The organism is Streptomyces sp. NPDC102279 (assembly GCF_044766365.1).
Taxonomy (GTDB): domain Bacteria; phylum Actinomycetota; class Actinomycetes; order Streptomycetales; family Streptomycetaceae; genus Streptomyces.
In genome coordinates this window covers 19,771-37,896 of sequence record NZ_JBIWLU010000009.1, presented here as the reverse complement: position 1 = coordinate 37,896, position 18,126 = coordinate 19,771, and the positions used below count along the sequence as shown (strand labels likewise).

12 protein-coding genes are annotated in these 18,126 nt (G+C 70.4%); 6 read left to right on the top strand and 6 right to left on the bottom strand.

The annotated features are described in order from the left end of the window. Window positions 1-5 precede the first annotated feature (5 nt). The 5 genes from ACIRQH_RS23500 to ACIRQH_RS23480 all read left to right on the top strand — a co-directional run bounded on the left by ACIRQH_RS23500 (window position 6) and on the right by ACIRQH_RS23480 (window position 10,494). Window positions 6-914 (top strand): carbohydrate ABC transporter permease, encoded by a 909-nt coding sequence (locus ACIRQH_RS23500; protein WP_358815244.1) that lies wholly within the window; start codon window positions 6-8, stop codon window positions 912-914. Between the two features lie 256 nt (window positions 915-1,170). Beyond that, on the top strand, window positions 1,171-2,850 hold the full coding sequence (locus ACIRQH_RS23495) for a glycoside hydrolase family 13 protein (protein ID WP_404226940.1): 1,680 nt from the start codon (window positions 1,171-1,173) through the stop codon (window positions 2,848-2,850). A 235-nt stretch (window positions 2,851-3,085) separates the two neighbouring features. Further along, window positions 3,086-4,468, top strand: coding sequence for an alpha-amylase family protein (locus tag ACIRQH_RS23490; protein ID WP_358815242.1), 1,383 nt, complete (start codon window positions 3,086-3,088; stop codon window positions 4,466-4,468). A 144-nt stretch (window positions 4,469-4,612) separates the two neighbouring features. Next, window positions 4,613-10,012 carry a pullulanase-type alpha-1,6-glucosidase gene (gene pulA, locus ACIRQH_RS23485; protein ID WP_404227036.1) on the top strand — a complete coding sequence of 1,800 codons (5,400 nt, stop codon included), beginning with the start codon at window positions 4,613-4,615 and terminating at the stop codon, window positions 10,010-10,012. A 125-nt stretch (window positions 10,013-10,137) separates the two neighbouring features. Then, complete coding sequence (locus ACIRQH_RS23480) at window positions 10,138-10,494, top strand: 5-carboxymethyl-2-hydroxymuconate Delta-isomerase (RefSeq protein WP_388864980.1); 357 nt, start codon at window positions 10,138-10,140, stop codon at window positions 10,492-10,494. A gap of 22 nt (window positions 10,495-10,516) precedes the next feature. On the opposite strand, the gene ACIRQH_RS23475 is transcribed toward ACIRQH_RS23480, so the two are convergent. The 5 genes from ACIRQH_RS23475 to ACIRQH_RS23455 all read right to left on the bottom strand — a co-directional run bounded on the left by ACIRQH_RS23475 (window position 10,517) and on the right by ACIRQH_RS23455 (window position 15,872). Continuing rightward, window positions 10,517-11,218 (bottom strand): TetR/AcrR family transcriptional regulator, encoded by a 702-nt coding sequence (locus tag ACIRQH_RS23475; protein ID WP_358815239.1) that lies wholly within the window; start codon window positions 11,216-11,218, stop codon window positions 10,517-10,519. Between the two features lie 57 nt (window positions 11,219-11,275). After that, complete coding sequence (locus tag ACIRQH_RS23470) at window positions 11,276-12,328, bottom strand: PDR/VanB family oxidoreductase (protein WP_404226939.1); 1,053 nt, start codon at window positions 12,326-12,328, stop codon at window positions 11,276-11,278. After that, window positions 12,325-13,245: a metal-dependent hydrolase gene (locus tag ACIRQH_RS23465; protein ID WP_404226938.1), complete on the bottom strand. Its 921-nt coding sequence runs from the start codon at window positions 13,243-13,245 to the stop codon at window positions 12,325-12,327. The genes ACIRQH_RS23470 and ACIRQH_RS23465 overlap by 4 nt, the downstream gene beginning before the upstream one ends. A 138-nt stretch (window positions 13,246-13,383) precedes the next feature. Beyond that, window positions 13,384-15,312 (bottom strand): hypothetical protein, encoded by a 1,929-nt coding sequence (locus ACIRQH_RS23460; protein WP_404226937.1) that lies wholly within the window; start codon window positions 15,310-15,312, stop codon window positions 13,384-13,386. 50 nt (window positions 15,313-15,362) lie between these two features. After that, complete coding sequence (locus ACIRQH_RS23455) at window positions 15,363-15,872, bottom strand: tetratricopeptide repeat protein (protein WP_404226936.1); 510 nt, start codon at window positions 15,870-15,872, stop codon at window positions 15,363-15,365. A 157-nt stretch (window positions 15,873-16,029) separates the two neighbouring features. On the opposite strand from ACIRQH_RS23455, the gene ACIRQH_RS23450 reads away from it, so the two are divergent. Further along, window positions 16,030-16,467, top strand: a complete 438-nt coding sequence (locus ACIRQH_RS23450; RefSeq protein ID WP_358815234.1) for a hypothetical protein — start codon at window positions 16,030-16,032, stop codon at window positions 16,465-16,467. Between the two features lie 110 nt (window positions 16,468-16,577). Here ACIRQH_RS23450 and ACIRQH_RS23445 read toward each other — a convergent pair whose 3' ends face one another. Further along, window positions 16,578-18,119 carry a DUF1996 domain-containing protein gene (locus ACIRQH_RS23445; protein WP_358815233.1) on the bottom strand — a complete coding sequence of 514 codons (1,542 nt, stop codon included), beginning with the start codon at window positions 18,117-18,119 and terminating at the stop codon, window positions 16,578-16,580. Between the last annotated feature and the right edge of the window lie 7 nt (window positions 18,120-18,126).

Sequence of the window (18,126 nt, the reverse complement as noted above, 5' to 3'; positions counted from 1 at the left end):
TCTCCATGAGCACCACCACCCTGCGGACGCCGCCGGCCGACCAGGCCCCCGACCGGGACGAGCCGCCGCGTCCGGCGCGCAAGCGCGGTGAGCGCGGCCTCGGCGGCAAGCTCGCCTCCCACGGCATCCTGACCGTCGCGAGCCTCGTCGCGCTGTTCCCGATCGCCTGGCTCGTCTTCCTGTCCCTCGGCCCGGACAAGGACGACTACCTGCACCCCGGACGCATCTGGGACACGATGACGTTCGACAACTACTCCTTCGTGCTCCAGCACACGAGCTTCTTCGACTGGATGAAGAGTTCGCTCATCGTGTCGCTGGGCACCACGGTGATCGGCGTGATGGTCGCGGCCACCACCGGCTACGCCGTCTCGCGCATGCGCTTCCCCGGCTACCGGAAGTTCATGTGGGTCCTGCTGGTCACCCAGATGTTCCCGATCGCCGTACTGATCGTGCCGATGTACCAGATCCTCTCGGACCTGCAGCTCATCGACTCCTACTTCGGGCTGATCCTCGTCTACTGCTCGACGGCCGTCCCCTACAGCGCCTGGCTGCTCAAGGGGTACTTCGACACCATCCCGTTCGAGATCGACGAGGCCGGACGCGTCGACGGGCTGAGTCCCTTCGGCACCTTCTTCCGGCTGATCCTGCCGCTGGCCAAGCCGGGCCTCGCGGTGGCCGCGTTCTACAACTTCATCACCGCGTTCGGCGAGGTCGCCTTCGCCTCGACGTTCATGCTGGACGACTCGAAGTACACCTTCGCCGTCGGACTCCAGAGCTTCGTCAGCGAGCACGACGCGCAGCGCAACCTGATGGCCGCGACCGCGGTCCTGGTCGCGATACCCGTGTCCGCGTTCTTCTACCTCGTGCAGAAGAACCTGGTGACCGGACTGACCGCCGGCGGCACGAAGGGCTGACCCGCAAGGGAACGCCCCAGAACGCCCGCAGACTCCCGCGCGCCGACGCGCGCGGGTGGCGGCCGCGGTGCCCATCCGACCCCGCCGGTACCGCGGCCGCCTGATCACCACCCCGACGCCTCCGCCTTCCGTATACCGCCAGACCTTCCGCGCACCGTCGCTCCCGGTCCCGCGTGCGGCGGGGGCAGCCCCCACCGAACTCCTCCCCACGACCGGCCGCGCCCGGCCGCGGGGAACCCATCGCATCAAGGACGCCATGAGCCAGCACTCCGCCGACCAGGCCCCGAACTCCGTTCTCGCCACCGTCGCCGCGCACCGCGACTGGTGGCGCGACGCGGTGATCTACCAGGTCTATCCGCGCAGCTTCGCCGACAGCAACGGCGACGGCATGGGCGACCTGGAGGGCGTACGCTCCCGACTCCCGTACCTGCGCGACCTCGGCGTGGACGCCGTGTGGCTCAGCCCCTTCTACGCCTCGCCGCAGGCCGACGCCGGCTACGACGTGGCGGACTACCGGGCCGTCGACCCCATGTTCGGCAACCTCCTGGACGCCGACGCGCTCATCCGCGACGCCCACGGACTCGGCCTGCGGATCATCGTCGACCTGGTGCCCAACCACTCCTCCGACCAGCACGAGTGGTTCAAGCGTGCCCTGCGCGAGGGCCCCGGCTCCGACCTGCGCGACCGCTACCACTTCCGCCCCGGCAAGGGCGCGGACGGCGAACTGCCGCCCAACGACTGGGAGTCCATCTTCGGCGGCCCGGCCTGGACCCGGGTCACCGAACCCGACGGCACCCCGGGCGAGTGGTACCTGCACCTCTTCGCGCCCGAGCAGCCCGACTTCAACTGGGAACACCCCGCCGTCGGCGACGAGTTCCGCTCCATCCTGCGGTTCTGGCTCGACATGGGCGTCGACGGCTTCCGCATCGACGTCGCGCACGGCCTGGTCAAGGCGGAGGGCCTGCCGGACCTCGGTGACCACGACCAGCTGAAGCTGCTGGGCAACGATGTCATGCCGTTCTTCGACCAGGACGGCGTGCACGAGGTCTACCGGCAGTGGCGCACCATCCTCGACGAGTACTCCGGTGAGCGCATCTTCGTCGCCGAGGCGTGGACGCCGACCATCGAGCGCACCGCCAACTACGTGCGCCCCGACGAACTCCACCAGGCCTTCAACTTCCAGTACCTGGGCACCCACTGGGACGCGGCCGAGCTGCGTTCGGTGATCGACCGCACCCTCGACGCGATGCGTCCGGTCGGGGCCCCCTCCACCTGGGTCCTGTCGAACCACGACGTGACCCGGCACGCCACCCGGTTCGCCAACGAGCCGGGCCTCGGCACCCAGATCCGTACGGCGGGCGACCGGGAACTCGGTCTGCGCCGGGCCCGCGCGGCGAGCCTGCTGATGCTGGCGCTGCCCGGCTCCGCCTACCTCTACCAGGGCGAGGAGCTCGGCCTTCCCGACGTCGTCGACCTGCCCGACGAGGTGCGCCAGGACCCCGCCTACTTCCGGGGTGCCGGACAGGACGGCTTCCGCGACGGCTGCCGGGTTCCGATCCCGTGGACCCGCGCCGGCTCCTCGTACGGCTTCGGTGACGGCGGCAGCTGGCTGCCGCAGCCCGCCGAGTGGGCGGAGCTGAGCATCGAGGCGCAGACCGGCGTGGCGGGCTCGACCCTGGAGCTGTACCGCGACGCGCTCGCGGTGCGCCGCGAGCGGTCGGACCTCGGGGCGGGCGACACCGTCGAGTGGCTGGACGCGCCCGAGGGCGTCCTCGCCTTCCGGCGGGGCGAGATCGTCTGCACCGCGAACACGGGCGGCGTGGCCGTGACCGTCCCGGCGTACGGCCGGGTGCTCGTCGCGAGCGGCGAGGTGACCGTGCAGCGCGACGGCGAGGCGGAGCTGCCCGCCGACACGACCGTGTGGTGGGCAGCCTGACCCTGCCCCACCACGGCTGAGCGGTGCCCCGGTCCTCCAGGACCGGGGCACCGCTTTTTCACGCGCTGAAATCTCTTACGACATCTTGCTGAAACTTGTTGGCAAGAGATACGTTCCGGCACACGCCCGATTGATTTACCGGGCAACTTCCCTCCAGGGCCCCCCACTTGCACCCCGGAGCCCCGGGCACCCGCACCCGCTCACCCCCACCGCACAACGACGTGCAGGAGATGACATGGCCAAGAGAACTCTTGCCACCGCGCTCGCACTCGCCGCCGGCATGGCCGCCTCGGTGGTCCTCCCCGCCGGCACGGCCGAAGCCACCCCGCCCGGCACCAAGGACGTCACCGCCGTCCTTTTCGAGTGGAAATTCGACTCGGTCGCCAAGGAGTGCACCAACACGCTGGGCCCCGCCGGATACGGCTACGTCCAGGTGTCCCCGCCCGCCGAGCACATACAGGGCTCGCAGTGGTGGACCTCGTACCAGCCCGTGAGTTACCGGATCGCCGGGCGGCTCGGTGACGCCACCGCCTTCAAGAACATGGTCAGCACCTGCCACGCGGCCGGCGTGAAGGTCGTGACGGACACGGTGATCAACCACATGTCCGCCGGATCCGGCACCGGCACCGGCGGCTCGTCGTACACGAAGTACAACTACCCCGGTCTGTACTCCTCGTACGACATGGACGACTGCACCGCCAGCATCAGCGACTACACCAACCGCTCCAACGTCCAGAACTGCGAACTCGTCGGCCTCGCCGACCTGGACACCGGCGAGGAGTACGTCCGGTCCACCATCGCCGGGTACCTGAACACCCTGCTCGGCTACGGCGTCGACGGCTTCCGCGTGGACGCGGCCAAGCACATCCCGGCGGCCGACCTCGCCAACATCAAGTCCCGGCTGAGCAACCCGTCGGCGTACTGGAAGCAGGAGGTCATCTACGGCTCCGGCGAGGCCGTGCAGCCCACCGAGTACACCGGCAACGGCGACGTCCAGGAGTTCCGCTACGCCTACGACCTCAAGCGGGTCTTCAACAACGAGAACCTCGCCTACCTGAAGAACTACGGCGAGGGCTGGGGCTACCTGAACAGTTCCGTCGCCGCCGTCTTCGTCGACAACCACGACACCGAGCGCAACGGCTCGACGCTCACCTACAAGGACGGCGCGAACTACACCCTCGCCAACGTCTTCATGCTCGCCTACCCGTACGGCGCCCCCGACATCAACTCCGGCTACGAATGGTCCGACGCGGACGCCGGACCGCCCAACGGCGGTACCGTCAACGCCTGCTGGCAGGACGGCTGGAAGTGCCAGCACGCCTGGCCGGAGATCAAGTCGATGGTCGCCTTCCGCAACACCACCCGCGGGCAGGCGCTGAGCAACTGGTGGGACAACGGCAACGACGCCATCGCCTTCGGTCGCGGCAGCAAGGGATTCGTCGCCATCAACCACGAATCCTCGTCGCTGAGCCGGACGTACACGACCTCCCTCGCCGCGGGCACCTACTGCAACGTGCAGAACAACACGCAGGTCACGGTGAACGGTTCGGGGCAGTTCACGGCAACCCTGGGCGCCAACACGGCACTCGCGATCTACGCGGGCAAGTCCAGCTGCTGAAAAGTCTTTCCGCATGTTGCAAGACTCTTGCTGTAAACCTTGCGTGAGCGATACGGTCACGCGGGCGTTCGGCACCGAAGCCTGAACGCAGCGCGGGGTCGGACCCGAGTACGCCGTCATCGCTAGGAGTTCACTGCTGTGGACCTGATACCGAGAGGGTCGGCGCGCCGCTTCGGCCGCCCCCGGCTGCGCGCAGCCGTCCTCGCCGCCGCACTGGCCGTATCGCTCGCGCAACCCCTCGCGGCGCGGGCCGAGACCCCGCCCGCACCCCCGTCCGACGCGAAGCTCGCGGCCGAGCCCGCGCGGCACGACGCCACCCGCGACCAGTTCTACTTCGTGATGCCGGACCGCTTCGCCAACGGAGACACCTCCAACGACGAGGGCGGACTGACCGGTTCCCGGCTGTCGACCGGATACGACCCGACCGACAAGGGCTTCTATCAAGGCGGGGACCTCAAGGGCCTGACGAAGCGGCTCGACTACATCAAGGGACTCGGCACCACCGCCATCTGGATGGCGCCGATCTTCAAGAACCAGCCCGTGCAGGGCACCGGCAAGGACGCCTCGGCCGGCTACCACGGCTACTGGATCACCGACTTCACCCAGGTCGACCCGCACTTCGGCACCAACAAGGACCTGGAGAAGCTGATCTCCACGGCCCACACCAAGGGCATGAAGGTCTTCTTCGACGTCATCACCAACCACACGGCCGACGTCGTCGACTACCAGGAGAAGTCCTACGACTACCTCTCCAAGGGCGCCTTCCCCTATCTGACCAAGGACGGCCGGCCCTTCGACGACGCGGACTACGCGGACGGCACCCACGGCTTCCCGTCCGTGGACACCGACTCCTTCCCGCGCACCCCGACGGTGCCCGCCGCGAAGAAGAACGCCAAGGTCCCGTCCTGGCTCAACGACCCGACCATGTACAGCAACCGGGGCGACTCCACCTACGCGGGCGAGTCCACCACGTACGGCGACTTCTCCGGCCTCGACGACCTGTGGACCGAGCGTCCCGAGGTGGTCAGCGGCATGGAGAAGATCTACGAGCGCTGGGTGAGGGACTTCGGCATCGACGGCTTCCGGATCGACACCGTGAAGCACGTGAACATGGAGTTCTGGACGCAGTGGGCGACCGCCCTCGACGCGTACGCCGCCCGGCACGGGCGCAAGGACTTCTTCATGTTCGGCGAGGTCTACTCCGCCGACACGTCGGTCACCTCGCCGTACGTCACCGAGGGCCGGCTCGACGCCACCCTCGACTTCCCCTTCCAGGACGCGGCCCGCTCGTACGCCTCCCAGGGCGGCAGCGCGAAGAAGCTGGCGTCGGTGTTCGGGGACGACTACAAGTACACGACCGACAAGGCCAACGCGTACGAGCAGGTCACCTTCCTCGGCAACCACGACATGGGCCGTGTCGGGTACTTCCTGGACCAGGACAACCCGAAGGCGACCGACGCCGAACTGCTGAAGAAGGACGAGCTCGCCAACGAGCTGATGTTCCTCAGCCGCGGCAACCCGGTCGTCTACTACGGCGACGAGCAGGGCTTCACCGGCTCCGGCGGCGACAAGGACGCCCGGCAGACGATGTTCGCCTCGAAGGTCGCCGACTACCTCGACGACGACGAGATCGGCACCGAGCGCAGCCACGCGAGCGACGCCTACGACACGAATGGCCCGCTCTACCGCCGGATCAGCGCTCTCTCCCAGCTCCGCAAGGCCAACCCGGCCCTCGCCGACGGTGTCCAGACGGAGCGCTATGCCGCGGACGGCGCCGGCGTGTACGCCTTCTCCCGCACGGACGCGAAGTCCGGCACCGAGTACGTCGTCGCCGTGAACAACGCGGACGAGGCGAAGTCGGCCACGTTCGCCACGGGTTCGGCGCGCATGGACTTCCGCGGGATCTACGGCACGTCCGCCTCGGTGCGCAGTGACGACGACAGGAAGGTCACCGTCTCCGTCCCGGCCGGTTCGGCGATCGTCCTCAAGGCCGCGGGCCGGCTCGCCGCCCCCGCGACGAAGCCGACGCTGACCCTGAAGGCCCCCGACGCGGGCGCGACCGGCACCGTCGAGCTCGGCGCCGACGTCACCGGCGGTCAGCTCGACCGCGTCGTCCTCGCCGCCCAGGTCGGATCCGGCAAGTGGCGGACCCTCGGCTCCGCCGACCATGCCCCCTACAAGGTCACCCAGACCATCGGCAAGGACGTACCGGCCGGAACGCCCCTGCGCTACAAGGCCGTTGTCGTCGACTCGGCGGGTCGCACCGCGAGCGCGACGGCCGCCTCGGTCACCGGCACCCCGCCCGCCGCGGAGATCCCGACGGCCTCCTCCCGCGACTACGCGGTCGTGCACTACAAGCGCACCGACGGCGACTACACCGACTGGCGGCTGTACGCCTGGGGCGACCTCGCCGACGGTGAGGCCACGACCTGGCCCGCCGGTCACGACTTCGTCGGCCGCGACGCCTACGGGGCCTTCGCCTACGTCAAGCTGAAGCCGGGTGCTTCCGGCGTCGGCTTCCTCGTCATCGACAAGGACGGCAACAAGGACGTCGCCACCGACCGCACCATCGACGTCACGAAGACCGGTGAGGTCTGGCTGGAGCAGGGCAAGGAGCCGGTCCTCACCGAGCGGCCCGACCTGCCGGCCCAGGACAGGACCAAGGCGGTGCTGCACTACCACCGCGCCGACGGCGACTACACCGGCTGGGGTCTGCACACCTGGACCGGCGCCGCGACGCCCACGGACTGGACGAAGCCCCTGGAGCCGGTGCGCACCGACGCCTACGGAGCCGTCTACGAGGTGCCGCTCGCCGAGGGCGCGACCAGCCTCAGCTACATCCTGCACAAGGGCGACGAGAAGGACCTGCCCACCGACCAGTCCCTCGACCTGACCGCGAACGGCCACGAGGTGTGGATGCTGAACGGGCAGGAGAAGTACCTGCTCCCGCAGCCCGCCGGCAGTGCGGCCGCCCTCGACCCGACCACCTCCAAGGCGGTCTGGATCGACCGGGACACCGTCGCCTGGAACGGCTCCGACGCCGCCGTGTCCACCCAGCTCCTCTCCTCCCGCGACGGGTCGATCGCCGTCAAGGACGGGACCCTGACCAGCGACGACGAGCGCCGGCTCCGACTGCGGAAGACCACCCTGACCGACGCCCAGAAGGCGGCGTTCCCGCATCTGAAGACGTACACCGCCTGGTCGGTCGACCCGCGCGACCGCGACCGGGTCCGGGCGTCGCTCGGCGGCCAGCTCGTCGCCTCGCAACGCGCGGCCGACGGCGCCGTGCTGGCGGCGACCGGTGTGCAGACCGCCGGCGTCCTGGACGACCTGTACGACGCGCGGAACGCGCACCTCGGACCGGTCTTCCACGACGGTGTCCCCACCCTGTCGGTGTGGGCCCCGACCGCGCAGTCGGTGAACCTCGACCTCGACGGCACCACCGTCGCGATGCGACGGAACGACACCACCGGCGTCTGGTCCGTCACGGGCAGGCGGTCCTGGAAGGGCAAGCCCTACCGCTACGTCGTGAAGGTGTGGGCGCCGACCGTCGGCAAGCTCGTCACCAACAAGGTCACCGACCCGTACTCGGTCGCCCTGACGACCGACTCGGAGCGCAGCCTGGTCGTCGACCTGGACGCCCCGTCCCTCGCCCCGTCCGGCTGGTCCTCGCTGAAGAAGCCCAAGGCCGTCCCGCTGCGGGACGCGCAGATCCAGGAACTGCACGTCCGCGACTTCTCGGTGGAGGACACGACCGTCCCCGCGAAGGACAAGGGCACCTACCTCGCCTTCACCGACAAGAACAGCGACGGCTCGAAGCACCTGAGGAAGCTGGCCGCGTCCGGCACCTCGTACGTGCACCTGCTGCCCGCCTTCGACCTCGCGACCGTCCCGGAGAAGAAGGCGGACCGGGCCGGCACCGACTGTGATCTGGCCTCCTACCCGGCCGACTCCGAGAAGCAGCAGGAGTGCGTCGCGCGGACCGCCGCGAAGGACGCGTACAACTGGGGCTACGACCCGTACCACTACACGGTCCCCGAGGGGTCGTACGCGACGGATCCCGAAGGCACCGGGCGCACGGTCGAGTTCCGCAACATGGTCAAGTCGCTGAACGAGGACGGCCTGCGGGTCGTCATGGACGTCGTCTACAACCACACCGCCGCGAGCGGCCAGGCCGACACCAGCGTCCTCGACCGGATCGTGCCCGGCTACTACCAGCGGCTCATGGCCGACGGCAGCGTCGCCACCTCCACCTGCTGCGCGGGCACGGCCCCCGAGAACGCCATGATGGGCAAGCTCGTCGTCGACTCGATCGTCACCTGGGCCAAGGAGTACAAGGTCGACGGCTTCCGCTTCGACCTCATGGGACACCACCCCAAGGCCAACATCCTGGCGGTCAGGAAGGCGCTCGACGCGCTCACCCTCGCCAAGGACGGTGTCGACGGCAGGAAGATCGTCCTGTACGGCGAGGGCTGGAACTTCGGCGAGGTCGCCGACGACGCCCGCTTCGTCCAGGCCACCCAGAAGAACATGGCCGGGACCGGGATCGCGACCTTCTCCGACCGCGCCCGCGACGCCGTGCGCGGTGGCAGCCCCTTCGACGAGGACCCCGGCGTCCAGGGCTTCGCGTCCGGTCTGTACACCGACCCCAACTCCTCGTCCGCCAACGGCACGGCGGCCGAGCAGAAGGCCCGCCTGCTGCACTACCAGGACCTCATCAAGGTCGGCCTGACCGGCAACCTGGCCGCGTTCAGCTTCACCGACTCCGCGGGCAAGGAGGTCAAGGGCTCCGAGGTCGACTACAACGGCCAGCCGGCCGGATACGCCGAGGCGCCGGGCGACGCGGTCGCCTACGCCGACGCACACGACAACGAGTCCCTGTACGACGCGCTGACGTACAAGCTGCCCGCGACGACCGGCGCCGCCGACCGGGCCCGGATGCAGGTCCTGGCGATGGCGACGGCCACCCTCTCGCAGGGACCGTCCCTCTCCCAGGCCGGATCCGACCTGCTGCGCTCGAAGTCCCTGGACCGCAACTCCTTCGACAGCGGTGACTGGTTCAACGCCATCCACTGGAACTGCCAGGACGGCAACGGCTTCGGGCGGGGGCTGCCGCCGGCCGCGGACAACGCCGCCAAGTGGCCCTACGCCAAGCCGCTGCTGACGTCCGTCTCGGTGGGCTGCGCCCAGATCGACGGCACGTCCGCCGCCTACCAGGACCTGCAGCGCATCCGTACCGGCGAGGACGTCTTCTCGCTCTCCACGGCCGCGCAGGTGCAGTCGAGGCTCTCCTTCCCGCTGTCGGGCAGGGACGAGACCCCCGGAGTGATCACCGCGCGCCTCGGCGGCCTCGTGATCGTCTTCAACGCGACCCCGACGAAGCAGGAGCAGACGGTCGGCTCCGTGGCCGGAACGCCGTACGCGCTGCACCCGGTGCAGGCCAAGGGCGCGGACCCGGTGGTCAAGTCCTCGTCCTACGCGCGGACTTCGGGCACCTTCACGGTCCCGGCCCGGACGGTGGCGGTGTTCACCCGGACCCCGTAGTCGGCAGTCGGCAGTCGCACACCACACCCTGGCGCTCCAGGGACGACGCCCCAGCCCTGCCCGGCCTTCGCCGCCGGGCAGGGCTAGGGTGTCCGGGACTTTCCCGCCCGGAACAGGAGCGCCCCATGCCGCAGATCACCGTCGACTACTCCGCGACGCTCGACGACGCCTTCGACCGACAGGGTTTCGCCCTCGCGCTGCACGACGAGGTGGTCGTGACGGCCGCGGCGAAGATCGGTGCCTGCAAGACGCAGTTCCGCCGCACCGAGGACACCGTGGTCGGTGCGGACACCGCCGGGCACGCCGTCGTGCACGTCACCCTCGGTCTGCTCGCCGGACGGACCGAGGAGGTCAGGACGAAGCTCGCCGGGGCGACCCTGGAGCTGCTGAGGACCTACGTGAAGCCGGCCTCGGGAGTGGAGCTGCACGCCTCCGCCGAGGTCCGCGACCTCGACCCCTCGTACAGCAAGTTCGAGGCGTAGTCCCGGTCTCCCGCGCTCGCCCTTACGGCGTGGGCGGGGTGGCCAGTGAGATGAGCCGGACGGCGAGATCGGTGAACGGGCCGTCGCCCGGCTCGCCCTCCAGGCCCCGGCGCAGCAGACCGGCCACCTCGTCGTCGTAGGCCGCGCTCACCGCAGCCAGCGCCGCGAAGTCGTGCACGAGCTGGACCTCCAGCTCGCCGCGCGGGATCCGCCGCCCGTCCAGCCAGATCAGCGCGGTCGACTCGACCAGCGAGATCCAGGAGCGGACCACCAGCTCCAGCCGGGCCGGCGGGTTCTGCACGTTCAGATGCGACAGGACCTGGAGGTAGGCGGCCTGCCGGACGGAGTCGACCAGGGCGTTGGTGGTGGACGAGCCGACGGCCGGGCCGCCCCGCATCAACGCGGCGAAACCGGGCCCGTGATCGTCGACGAAGTCGAAGAACCGGCGCATCACGCGCAGCAGCCGGGCGCCCAGGGGGCCTTCGTGGGCCTCCACGAATCGGCCCGCGAGATCGTCCGCCGCCCGCTGCAAAGCGGCCTCGTACAAGCTGAGTTTGCCCGGGAAGTAGTGGTACACGAGCGGGCGTGAGATGCCCGCGGCGGAGGCTATCTCGTCGATGGAGACCTCGTCGGGCGAGCGTCGGCTGAACAGTTCGAGGGCGACGCCGATCAGCTGCTGCCGTCGCTCCTCGACACCCATCCTGCGGCGTACCCCGGTTGTCATGCGAACACCTTACCGATCGGATCCGGCCCGGAACGGGCCGGTCCGGGCCGCCGGCGCTCACATGTCCAGCACGATGCGCTCCCCCCGCGCGCGGGAGACACAGATCAGCATCGAGTCGTCACGCTCCGCGTCCGTCAGCAGTTCGTCCCGGTGGTCGATCTCCCCCTCCAGGACACGCTGTTGGCAGGTTCCGCAGAACCCCTGCTCGCACGAGTACAGGGTGTCGGGGAACTCCGCTCGGACGGCGGCGAGGACCGTGGAGCCCGCGGGCACGGTCACCGTACGTCCGCTGCGCCGCAGTTCCACCTCGAAGGAACGGTCACCGGATCCGGGTGTCCGGGCCGTGAACCGCTCCAGGTGCAGGGTGCTCCCCTCGGGGACGCGGGCCTCGACCGCGGCCATCAGCCCCTCGGGGCCGCAGCAGTAGACCGCCGCGCCCGCGGGAAGGTCCGCGAACAGCGCGTCCAGGTCGGGCAGTCCGTCCTCGTCCTCGGCGACCACGGTGACCCGCGTGCGGTCGAGCTTCTCGATCTCCTCCAGGAACGGCATCGAGGCGCGTGTCCGGCCGCCGTACAGCAGCCGCCGGTCGGCGCCCTCCCCGACGGACCGCAGCATCGGCAGGACGGGGGTGATACCGATCCCGCCCGCGACGAACACGTAGGCCGGGGCGTCCACGAGGGGGAAGCGGTTGCGCGGCCCGCGCACCTCGACCTCCGTACCCTCCTGGAGCTGCTCGTGCACCTCCCGCGATCCGCCCCGCCCGTCCTCGACCAGCCGGGTCGCGACGGTGTACGAGGAGCTGTCCTCCGGGTCCCCGCACAGCGAGTACTGCCGGACGAGTCCCGAGGGCAGCACCAGGTCGAGATGGGCGCCCGGCTCCCAGGAGGGCAGGTCCGCTCCCTCCAGGCGCAGTTGGACGACGCCGTCGGCGATCCGCTCGTGCCGGGTGACCAGGAGCCGCAGCGCCCGTGACCTGGGCCGGCCCGAGACCGGTTCCTCCAGGGCGGGCATCGGCCACAGCGGTGACGCCCCGATCCGGCGCCGCAGCGCCCGCCGGACCAGCAGGGCCGTACCGGCGACCGCGACGACGGTCCGCAGCCGGGGCGTCACGCGACACCAGCACCCTTCTCGGCGAGGGAGGCCGCCACGGCGGCCGGGGAGGAGGCCAGATAGGCGACGGCCTGTTCGGTGGAGCCCTCCTGCGAGGGGTGGTACGTGCGGCTCAGATAGCGGGGGATCGACCGGAGCATGTCGCCGGGGGACGGCAGCACGCCGCGCTTGCCGCTGACGTAGAAGTCCTTGAAGGTCGCGTGGCCGTCCGTCAGCGTCGGGTCGTTCTCCATGAAGAACCGGGCCCCGCGCTGCCACAGGAAGACGAGCGCGGTGAAGGCGGTCGCCCAGGTCCGCGCGCGCCGCCGGTAGCTTCCGTCGACGTGCTGGAACAGCTCGAACGCCACCGAGCGGTGCTCGACCTCCTCGGCGCCGTGCCAGCGCAGCAGGTCCAGCATGGTGGGGTCGGCGCCGCGCCGGTCCAGCTCCCGCGCGTTCAGCACCCAGTCGCCGAGGAAGGCGGTGTAGTGCTCGATCGCCGCGATCAGGGCGACCCGCTCCAGCAGCCACCACTTCCGTGCCCGGCCCGGTGGCAGGGTCCGGTCGCCGAGCAGCTTCTCGAAGAGCCAGTCGACCTGCGCGGTGTACGGCGTCGGGTCGAGCCCCAGCTTCTTGAGGTGCGGGAGCACCTCGTCGTGCGCCTGCGAGTGCATCGCCTCCTGGCCGATGAACCCGATGACGTCCGCGCGCAGCCGCTCGTCGCGGATGAGCGGCAGCACCTGCCGGTAGACGTGCACGAACCACCGCTCACCGGCCGGCAGCAGCAGGTGCAGCACGTTGATGGTGTGCGTGGCGAACGGATCGCCCGGCACCCAGTGCAGCGGTGTGTCCTCCCACGAGAACGACACCTTGCGCGCCTTGAGCGCCGTCCACTCGGACTCGACCGGCACCGGCAGCCGGGCCTGCGTGTTAGACATGGCGTCAATGTACTGACGGGTAGGCGCGTGGAGAACCCCTGTGCGCCCACTTATTTACGTACGCGTCAGCAACCTGTGGACGAGACGACGCTGCCGGCCACCCCGCCCGAGGTGGTCGACAGCGTCGAGGCGTCCGGTTCAGCGCAGTCCGCTGATGCCCCGGCCGTCCTCCAGGGTCCCCTTCAGCTGGGCCTGCGCCCCCTGCTTCGTCCGTACGGCCAGCAGCGGCCCCTCGGCCGAGCCGCGCACCCCGCCGCTCGCCGCGATCGACGCCGTGTCCTGGGTGCCGGCGGCGAGCAGGTACCAGGACCCGGCGCCCGACTTCCACAGCACACCGGCCAGCACGTGCGGGTCGCGGGAGCCGCACGCGGGGGAGTTCTCGGCCTTCGCCGCGACCGCCCCGTACGTCCCGCCGGGGGTACGGAACTGGGCCAGCACCCGGGTGCCGCCGCCCCGCCAGGTGTCGGCACGGGTGCACACCCAGGTCGCCGAGCCGCTCGCGTCGGGCAGTGACTGCTGCGCGAACTGCCAGGCGTTCACCGACCGCACGCCCTGCGAACGCACCGAGGCGAGAGAGCACGCGAAGGGCGCCCATCCCCGCAGGTTCGCGGCGCCCGTCGCCTCCCGCGGGGCGGCGGGCCGGCCCGAGGTGAGGTGGGCCGGGATCAGCTCACCGAGGTCACTCAGCAGACGGGTGCCCGACCCGTTGTCGACCTGGAGCACGTTCCACGACGTGCACGCGCCGGTCTGCGGCGGGCCCGCCAGCGGCGAGGTGGAGCCGTCGGCGGACAGCGTGAGGTCCATCGTGCCGGTGTTCGGCTTCAGCAGGTCGCGCTCGGCGGCCTTCTTCACCCAGGGCGCGGTCAGATAGCGGACGTTGCCGTCGGCGCGGCTCAGCACCACCGCGCTCGCCTCGGCCCCCCTCGCCCCGTCCACCCGGGCGAAGTCGAGGGCCGCGCCGCTCGTGCCGTCCTTCGGCTCGGCGTAGCGGGCGATGCGCAGACCGTCGTAGAGGAGCACCACCCGGGCCTGGTCGACGGTGCCCGCGTACAGCAGCTGGGGCGGTCCGGGCGGGGCGCCCGACGGGGTGCCGGGTGTCGCCGACACCTGGACGGACTCCCCGGGCCTCGCCCACACCGCGAGCGCGCGGCGCAGCAGCCCGGTGTCCTTGACGAGGTCGCCGCGCGCGGGCCACACGGAGAAGTCGGTGCGCGCGGAGGACTCCCAGGCGGCGGGCGCCACCCGCTCCAGCCGGGCCGGGTTCAACGCGGCCTCGGCGGCCGGGTTCTGCGCGTAGGAAGGGGCCGCGGCGCCGTCCGGGCCCCAGCCGTCGCCCGGCAGTCCGAGCAGCGCGCCGCACACCGTCAGCGCGGCGGCGGCCGCGAGGGCGGCCCTCAGGTGCTGCCTGCGCCGCATCAGGTCGGTGGGCCGTGCGTGCAGTGAACAGGGGTCGAACTCCGGGGAGGCGAGCAGCGCGTCCCGCGCCTCGACGCCGGCCGCCTCCGTCAGCGCCGCCGCCGGGTCCGTCACGCCCGCGGCCGCCAGCATCTTGCGCAGCTGCGGGTCGGGCAGCTTCTCCAGGCCGCGCAGCACGTACGCGGCGCGGGCGGGGCCGGAGAGCGCGGACAGCCGCTGGTCCAGGGCGAGTTCGTCGGCACCGCCCGAACGCGGGAACAGTCGCAGGCCCCACACCTGGGGGAGCAGGGGCGGCAGCTGGGACCGCTTCGGCCAGGCCCGCCGCTTCAGCGGCAGCCCCGCCTCCAGCGCCGAACGCACCACCTGGAGGCGGACGAACGCGTAGCCCGGATCGCCGTCACGGCCGCCGCCGCTCTGCTGGGCCGGGATGACCGACGCGTCGCCGGACGCCCGGCCGCGGGGCAGCGCACGCTGGGTGAGGGCGTGCGCCGTCAGGACCCGCCGGTTGCGGCCGAGGCTCGGCGGCAGCACCAGATACGCGAGCCGGACCAGCCGCGGGTAGTGCTCGACGAGTGCCGCCTCGGCCTGCTCGACGTCGACGACCGTTCCGGAGGAGGCTGCGGGGCGTTTGGCTACATCCTGTGACTGCACGTTCAGCAAAACGAGCGAACGGGTGGATGGTCACCGGCCCCGCCGGGAGCTCAGGATCCGGACTCCTCCGGCTCCACCAGCAGGCGTGCGTAGTTCGCCATCGACCGCTGGTAGCGCGGCAGATGAGGGGCCAGGGCACCGATCACCAGGGCCAGGCCCTCGCGTTCACGGCCCAGGTCGGCGAGGCAGAGCGCGAGACAGGCGCGCACCGCGTCGTCCAACTCATCCGAGGGTGCGACCAGTTCGGGGGTGAGCAGCTTGACGCCCTCGTCCGGCTGTCCGATGTTGCGCAGCGAACTGGAGAGCTGGATCCTGGTGCGCCGGCCCTTGTATCCGCTCAGGCCGCGGGCCAGGGCCTCGCGGTAGAGCGGCACGGCCCGGTCGGAGTGGCCCGTCGAGTCCCAGGCGCAGGCCTGCTCGAAGGGGCCGAGGGGGCTGTCGGCGGGCAGTTCGGCGACCAGGGCGTCGATCACCGCCCGGAAGTCCGCCGCCCGCTCTTCCTCGTAGGTGTCGAAAGTGGCCCAGGCGGCCGCCGTACGCTCTTCCCAGTCTTCGTTCACGAGGGACACCCTCGCACAGCTGTACCACCGGCGGTATCGGGTTCCCCACGCGAAAACGGCGTCCCGTTGAGCAGGGGGCGGCCCGGAGCCGTATCGAAGACAGAGCCCCTGCCGGGGCTCGCTTCGGCGTGAGCGCCGACAGGTACCGGAGGAACGTATGAGGGTGACACGCGAGAGGCTTCTGGCCGGGGCGGCCGTGACCGTCCTGCTGACGCTGACCGGCTGCGGCGGCGGAGCGGACGACAAGGCGGCCACCGCGCGGGAGACCGTCCCGGCCACGGCGACCGGCAGCCTGGAGGACCTGGCGGCCGAGGTGAAGTGCAGTCCGGACATCCAGACCGACGCGGACGAGATCCGCCAGGGGGTCTGCAAGGTCGACGCCGGCAAGTTCATCCTGGCGACGTTCGCCACCGACCGCGGTCAGCGCGAGTGGCTCAACGGGGCGAAGGACTACGGCGGTTCGTACCTCGTCGGTGCCAAGTGGGTGGCCGTCGGCGACCAGAAGATGGTCACGACCCTACGGGGCCGGCTCGGCGGAACCCTGGAGGAAGGGACCTCGCACGGCGCGCACGCCGGTCACGAGCACAGCGGCTGACCGTGCGGACGGGGTCCCGGCCCGACGGGCCGGGGACCTGAGGACAAAGGACCTGAGGACAAAAGAAAGCCGGTGGCGGGATGATCCCGCCACCGGCTTCCTCATGGGGGTCACTTACAACGCTGGCCCTTGTTGATGCAGTCGACCATCTTGTTCATCAGGGCGTCGTCGAAGACGTTGATGAAGTCGTCGTGGTCGGTGGCCGCCTTGTGCAGCTGCTCGGGGAATCCGTCCACCGCGTAGGCGTTCTTGATCTGCCCGTTCTGCAGGGTCGGGGCCCGGAAGCCGTAGACCAGGCGCATCGTCAGCTGCGGAATGGCCTTGAAGCCATTGGCGCAGTTGCCCTGGGCGTCCGCGAAGGCCACGTGCGTGCGGTGGTTGGCACTGTCGGCGTTCACTCCGTCCCAGCAGCTCTGGAAGGCGAAGGTGCGCACCACGGTGCTGCCGCGCGGGCAGATCGGGTACTGCTGTGTGAGCTGCACCTTGTTCTCGAAGCCGGTGCAGGACCAGTGGGCGTTGGCGTTCGCGAGACCGTTGGTCGTGGTCTTCGCGTCACCGGTGATGATGCGCAGGAACTTCGGCATCGCGACGACCTGGCTCTTCGCGCTGCCGACGAACTTGATCTGCGCCTGCTTGACCTGCTGGATCTGGCCGACGTTTCCTTCCTTGCCACCGCCGTCGTTGTTCTGGTCGAAGTCCTGCGTTCCGTTCTGGATACGCACGACCGGCCAGTAGTACGTCGACTTGTCGCCCTGGTTGGCGCAGGTGGTCTTGGCCGCGGCGAACGTGTCGTTGTTGGCGAACGCGTCGTTCGACTGGTTGCCGACGTAGTCGTGCAGGTGGTGCGCGCCGTTGCTGACGCCGGGCGCCACGATCACGTTGTCGGTGTTGAACTTCTTGTTCGCGTTCACGCCGCAGGACGTGGTGAACGTGCCCGTCGAACCGCCCGCCCGGGTACGTGCCTTGCGGGGGACGTTCGCCTGGGCCTTCGTGATGTCGACGAAGTCCGCGGCGAGCGGTCCGTTACCGGCCTGACCGCCGTTGCCCGTCTGCTGGCCGCCGCCCTGCTGGCCGCCGGCGCTCGCGCTGGCGGACGGGGACGGAGCCGGACTGGCCGTGCCGCCGTTGTTCTGACCGCCGTTGTTCTGGCCGCCGTTGTTGCCCCAGCCGGCGTTGGTCTGGTTGGCGGGGGTCCCCGTGCAGGAGGAGAGGCCGTCGAGCGAGCCGGGAGCGGTGCCGCCGACCCTGCTGATCTCCAGCTTGATCCGGTCGATGATCACCGCCCGGTTGTTCTTCAGCGGTCCGAGGATGGAGTTCTGCACGAACCCCGCGTCCCTCGTCTGCGCGTCCCGGGTGGTGGCGAGCCGCTGATAGGCGGCGGTGATCTGCCCGTCCAGCGTGGCGAGTTCGCCGTCGACCTCACCGCGGGCCCGGTTCGGGACGTTGGTCAGCTTCTGGCCGACGTCCGGACAGCTGATGGTGGCCACCTGAGCGGTGGCGGCCTTCGTGGTGTTGGGAGAACCGTTCTCCTCGTGCGCCGAGGCGTAGAAGTTCGCCCAGACCAGTCCACCCCCGCCGATAGCGAGCGCTGCCGACGCGGCGATGGCCCGAACGGCCAGCGGCGAACGGCGTTTTCGTACATTGCGTCCCATGGAACTC

Coding starts and splice junctions, on each gene's coding strand:
- ACIRQH_RS23500 (WP_358815244.1), top strand. CDS start 6: ATGAGCACCACCACCCTGCGGACGCCGCCGGCCGACCAGGCCCCCGAC.
- ACIRQH_RS23495 (WP_404226940.1), top strand. CDS start 1,171: ATGAGCCAGCACTCCGCCGACCAGGCCCCGAACTCCGTTCTCGCCACC.
- ACIRQH_RS23490 (WP_358815242.1), top strand. CDS start 3,086: ATGGCCAAGAGAACTCTTGCCACCGCGCTCGCACTCGCCGCCGGCATG.
- ACIRQH_RS23480 (WP_388864980.1), top strand. CDS start 10,138: ATGCCGCAGATCACCGTCGACTACTCCGCGACGCTCGACGACGCCTTC.
- ACIRQH_RS23475 (WP_358815239.1), bottom strand. CDS start 11,218: ATGACAACCGGGGTACGCCGCAGGATGGGTGTCGAGGAGCGACGGCAG.
- ACIRQH_RS23465 (WP_404226938.1), bottom strand. CDS start 13,245: ATGTCTAACACGCAGGCCCGGCTGCCGGTGCCGGTCGAGTCCGAGTGG.
- ACIRQH_RS23450 (WP_358815234.1), top strand. CDS start 16,030: ATGAGGGTGACACGCGAGAGGCTTCTGGCCGGGGCGGCCGTGACCGTC.
- ACIRQH_RS23445 (WP_358815233.1), bottom strand. CDS start 18,119: ATGGGACGCAATGTACGAAAACGCCGTTCGCCGCTGGCCGTTCGGGCC.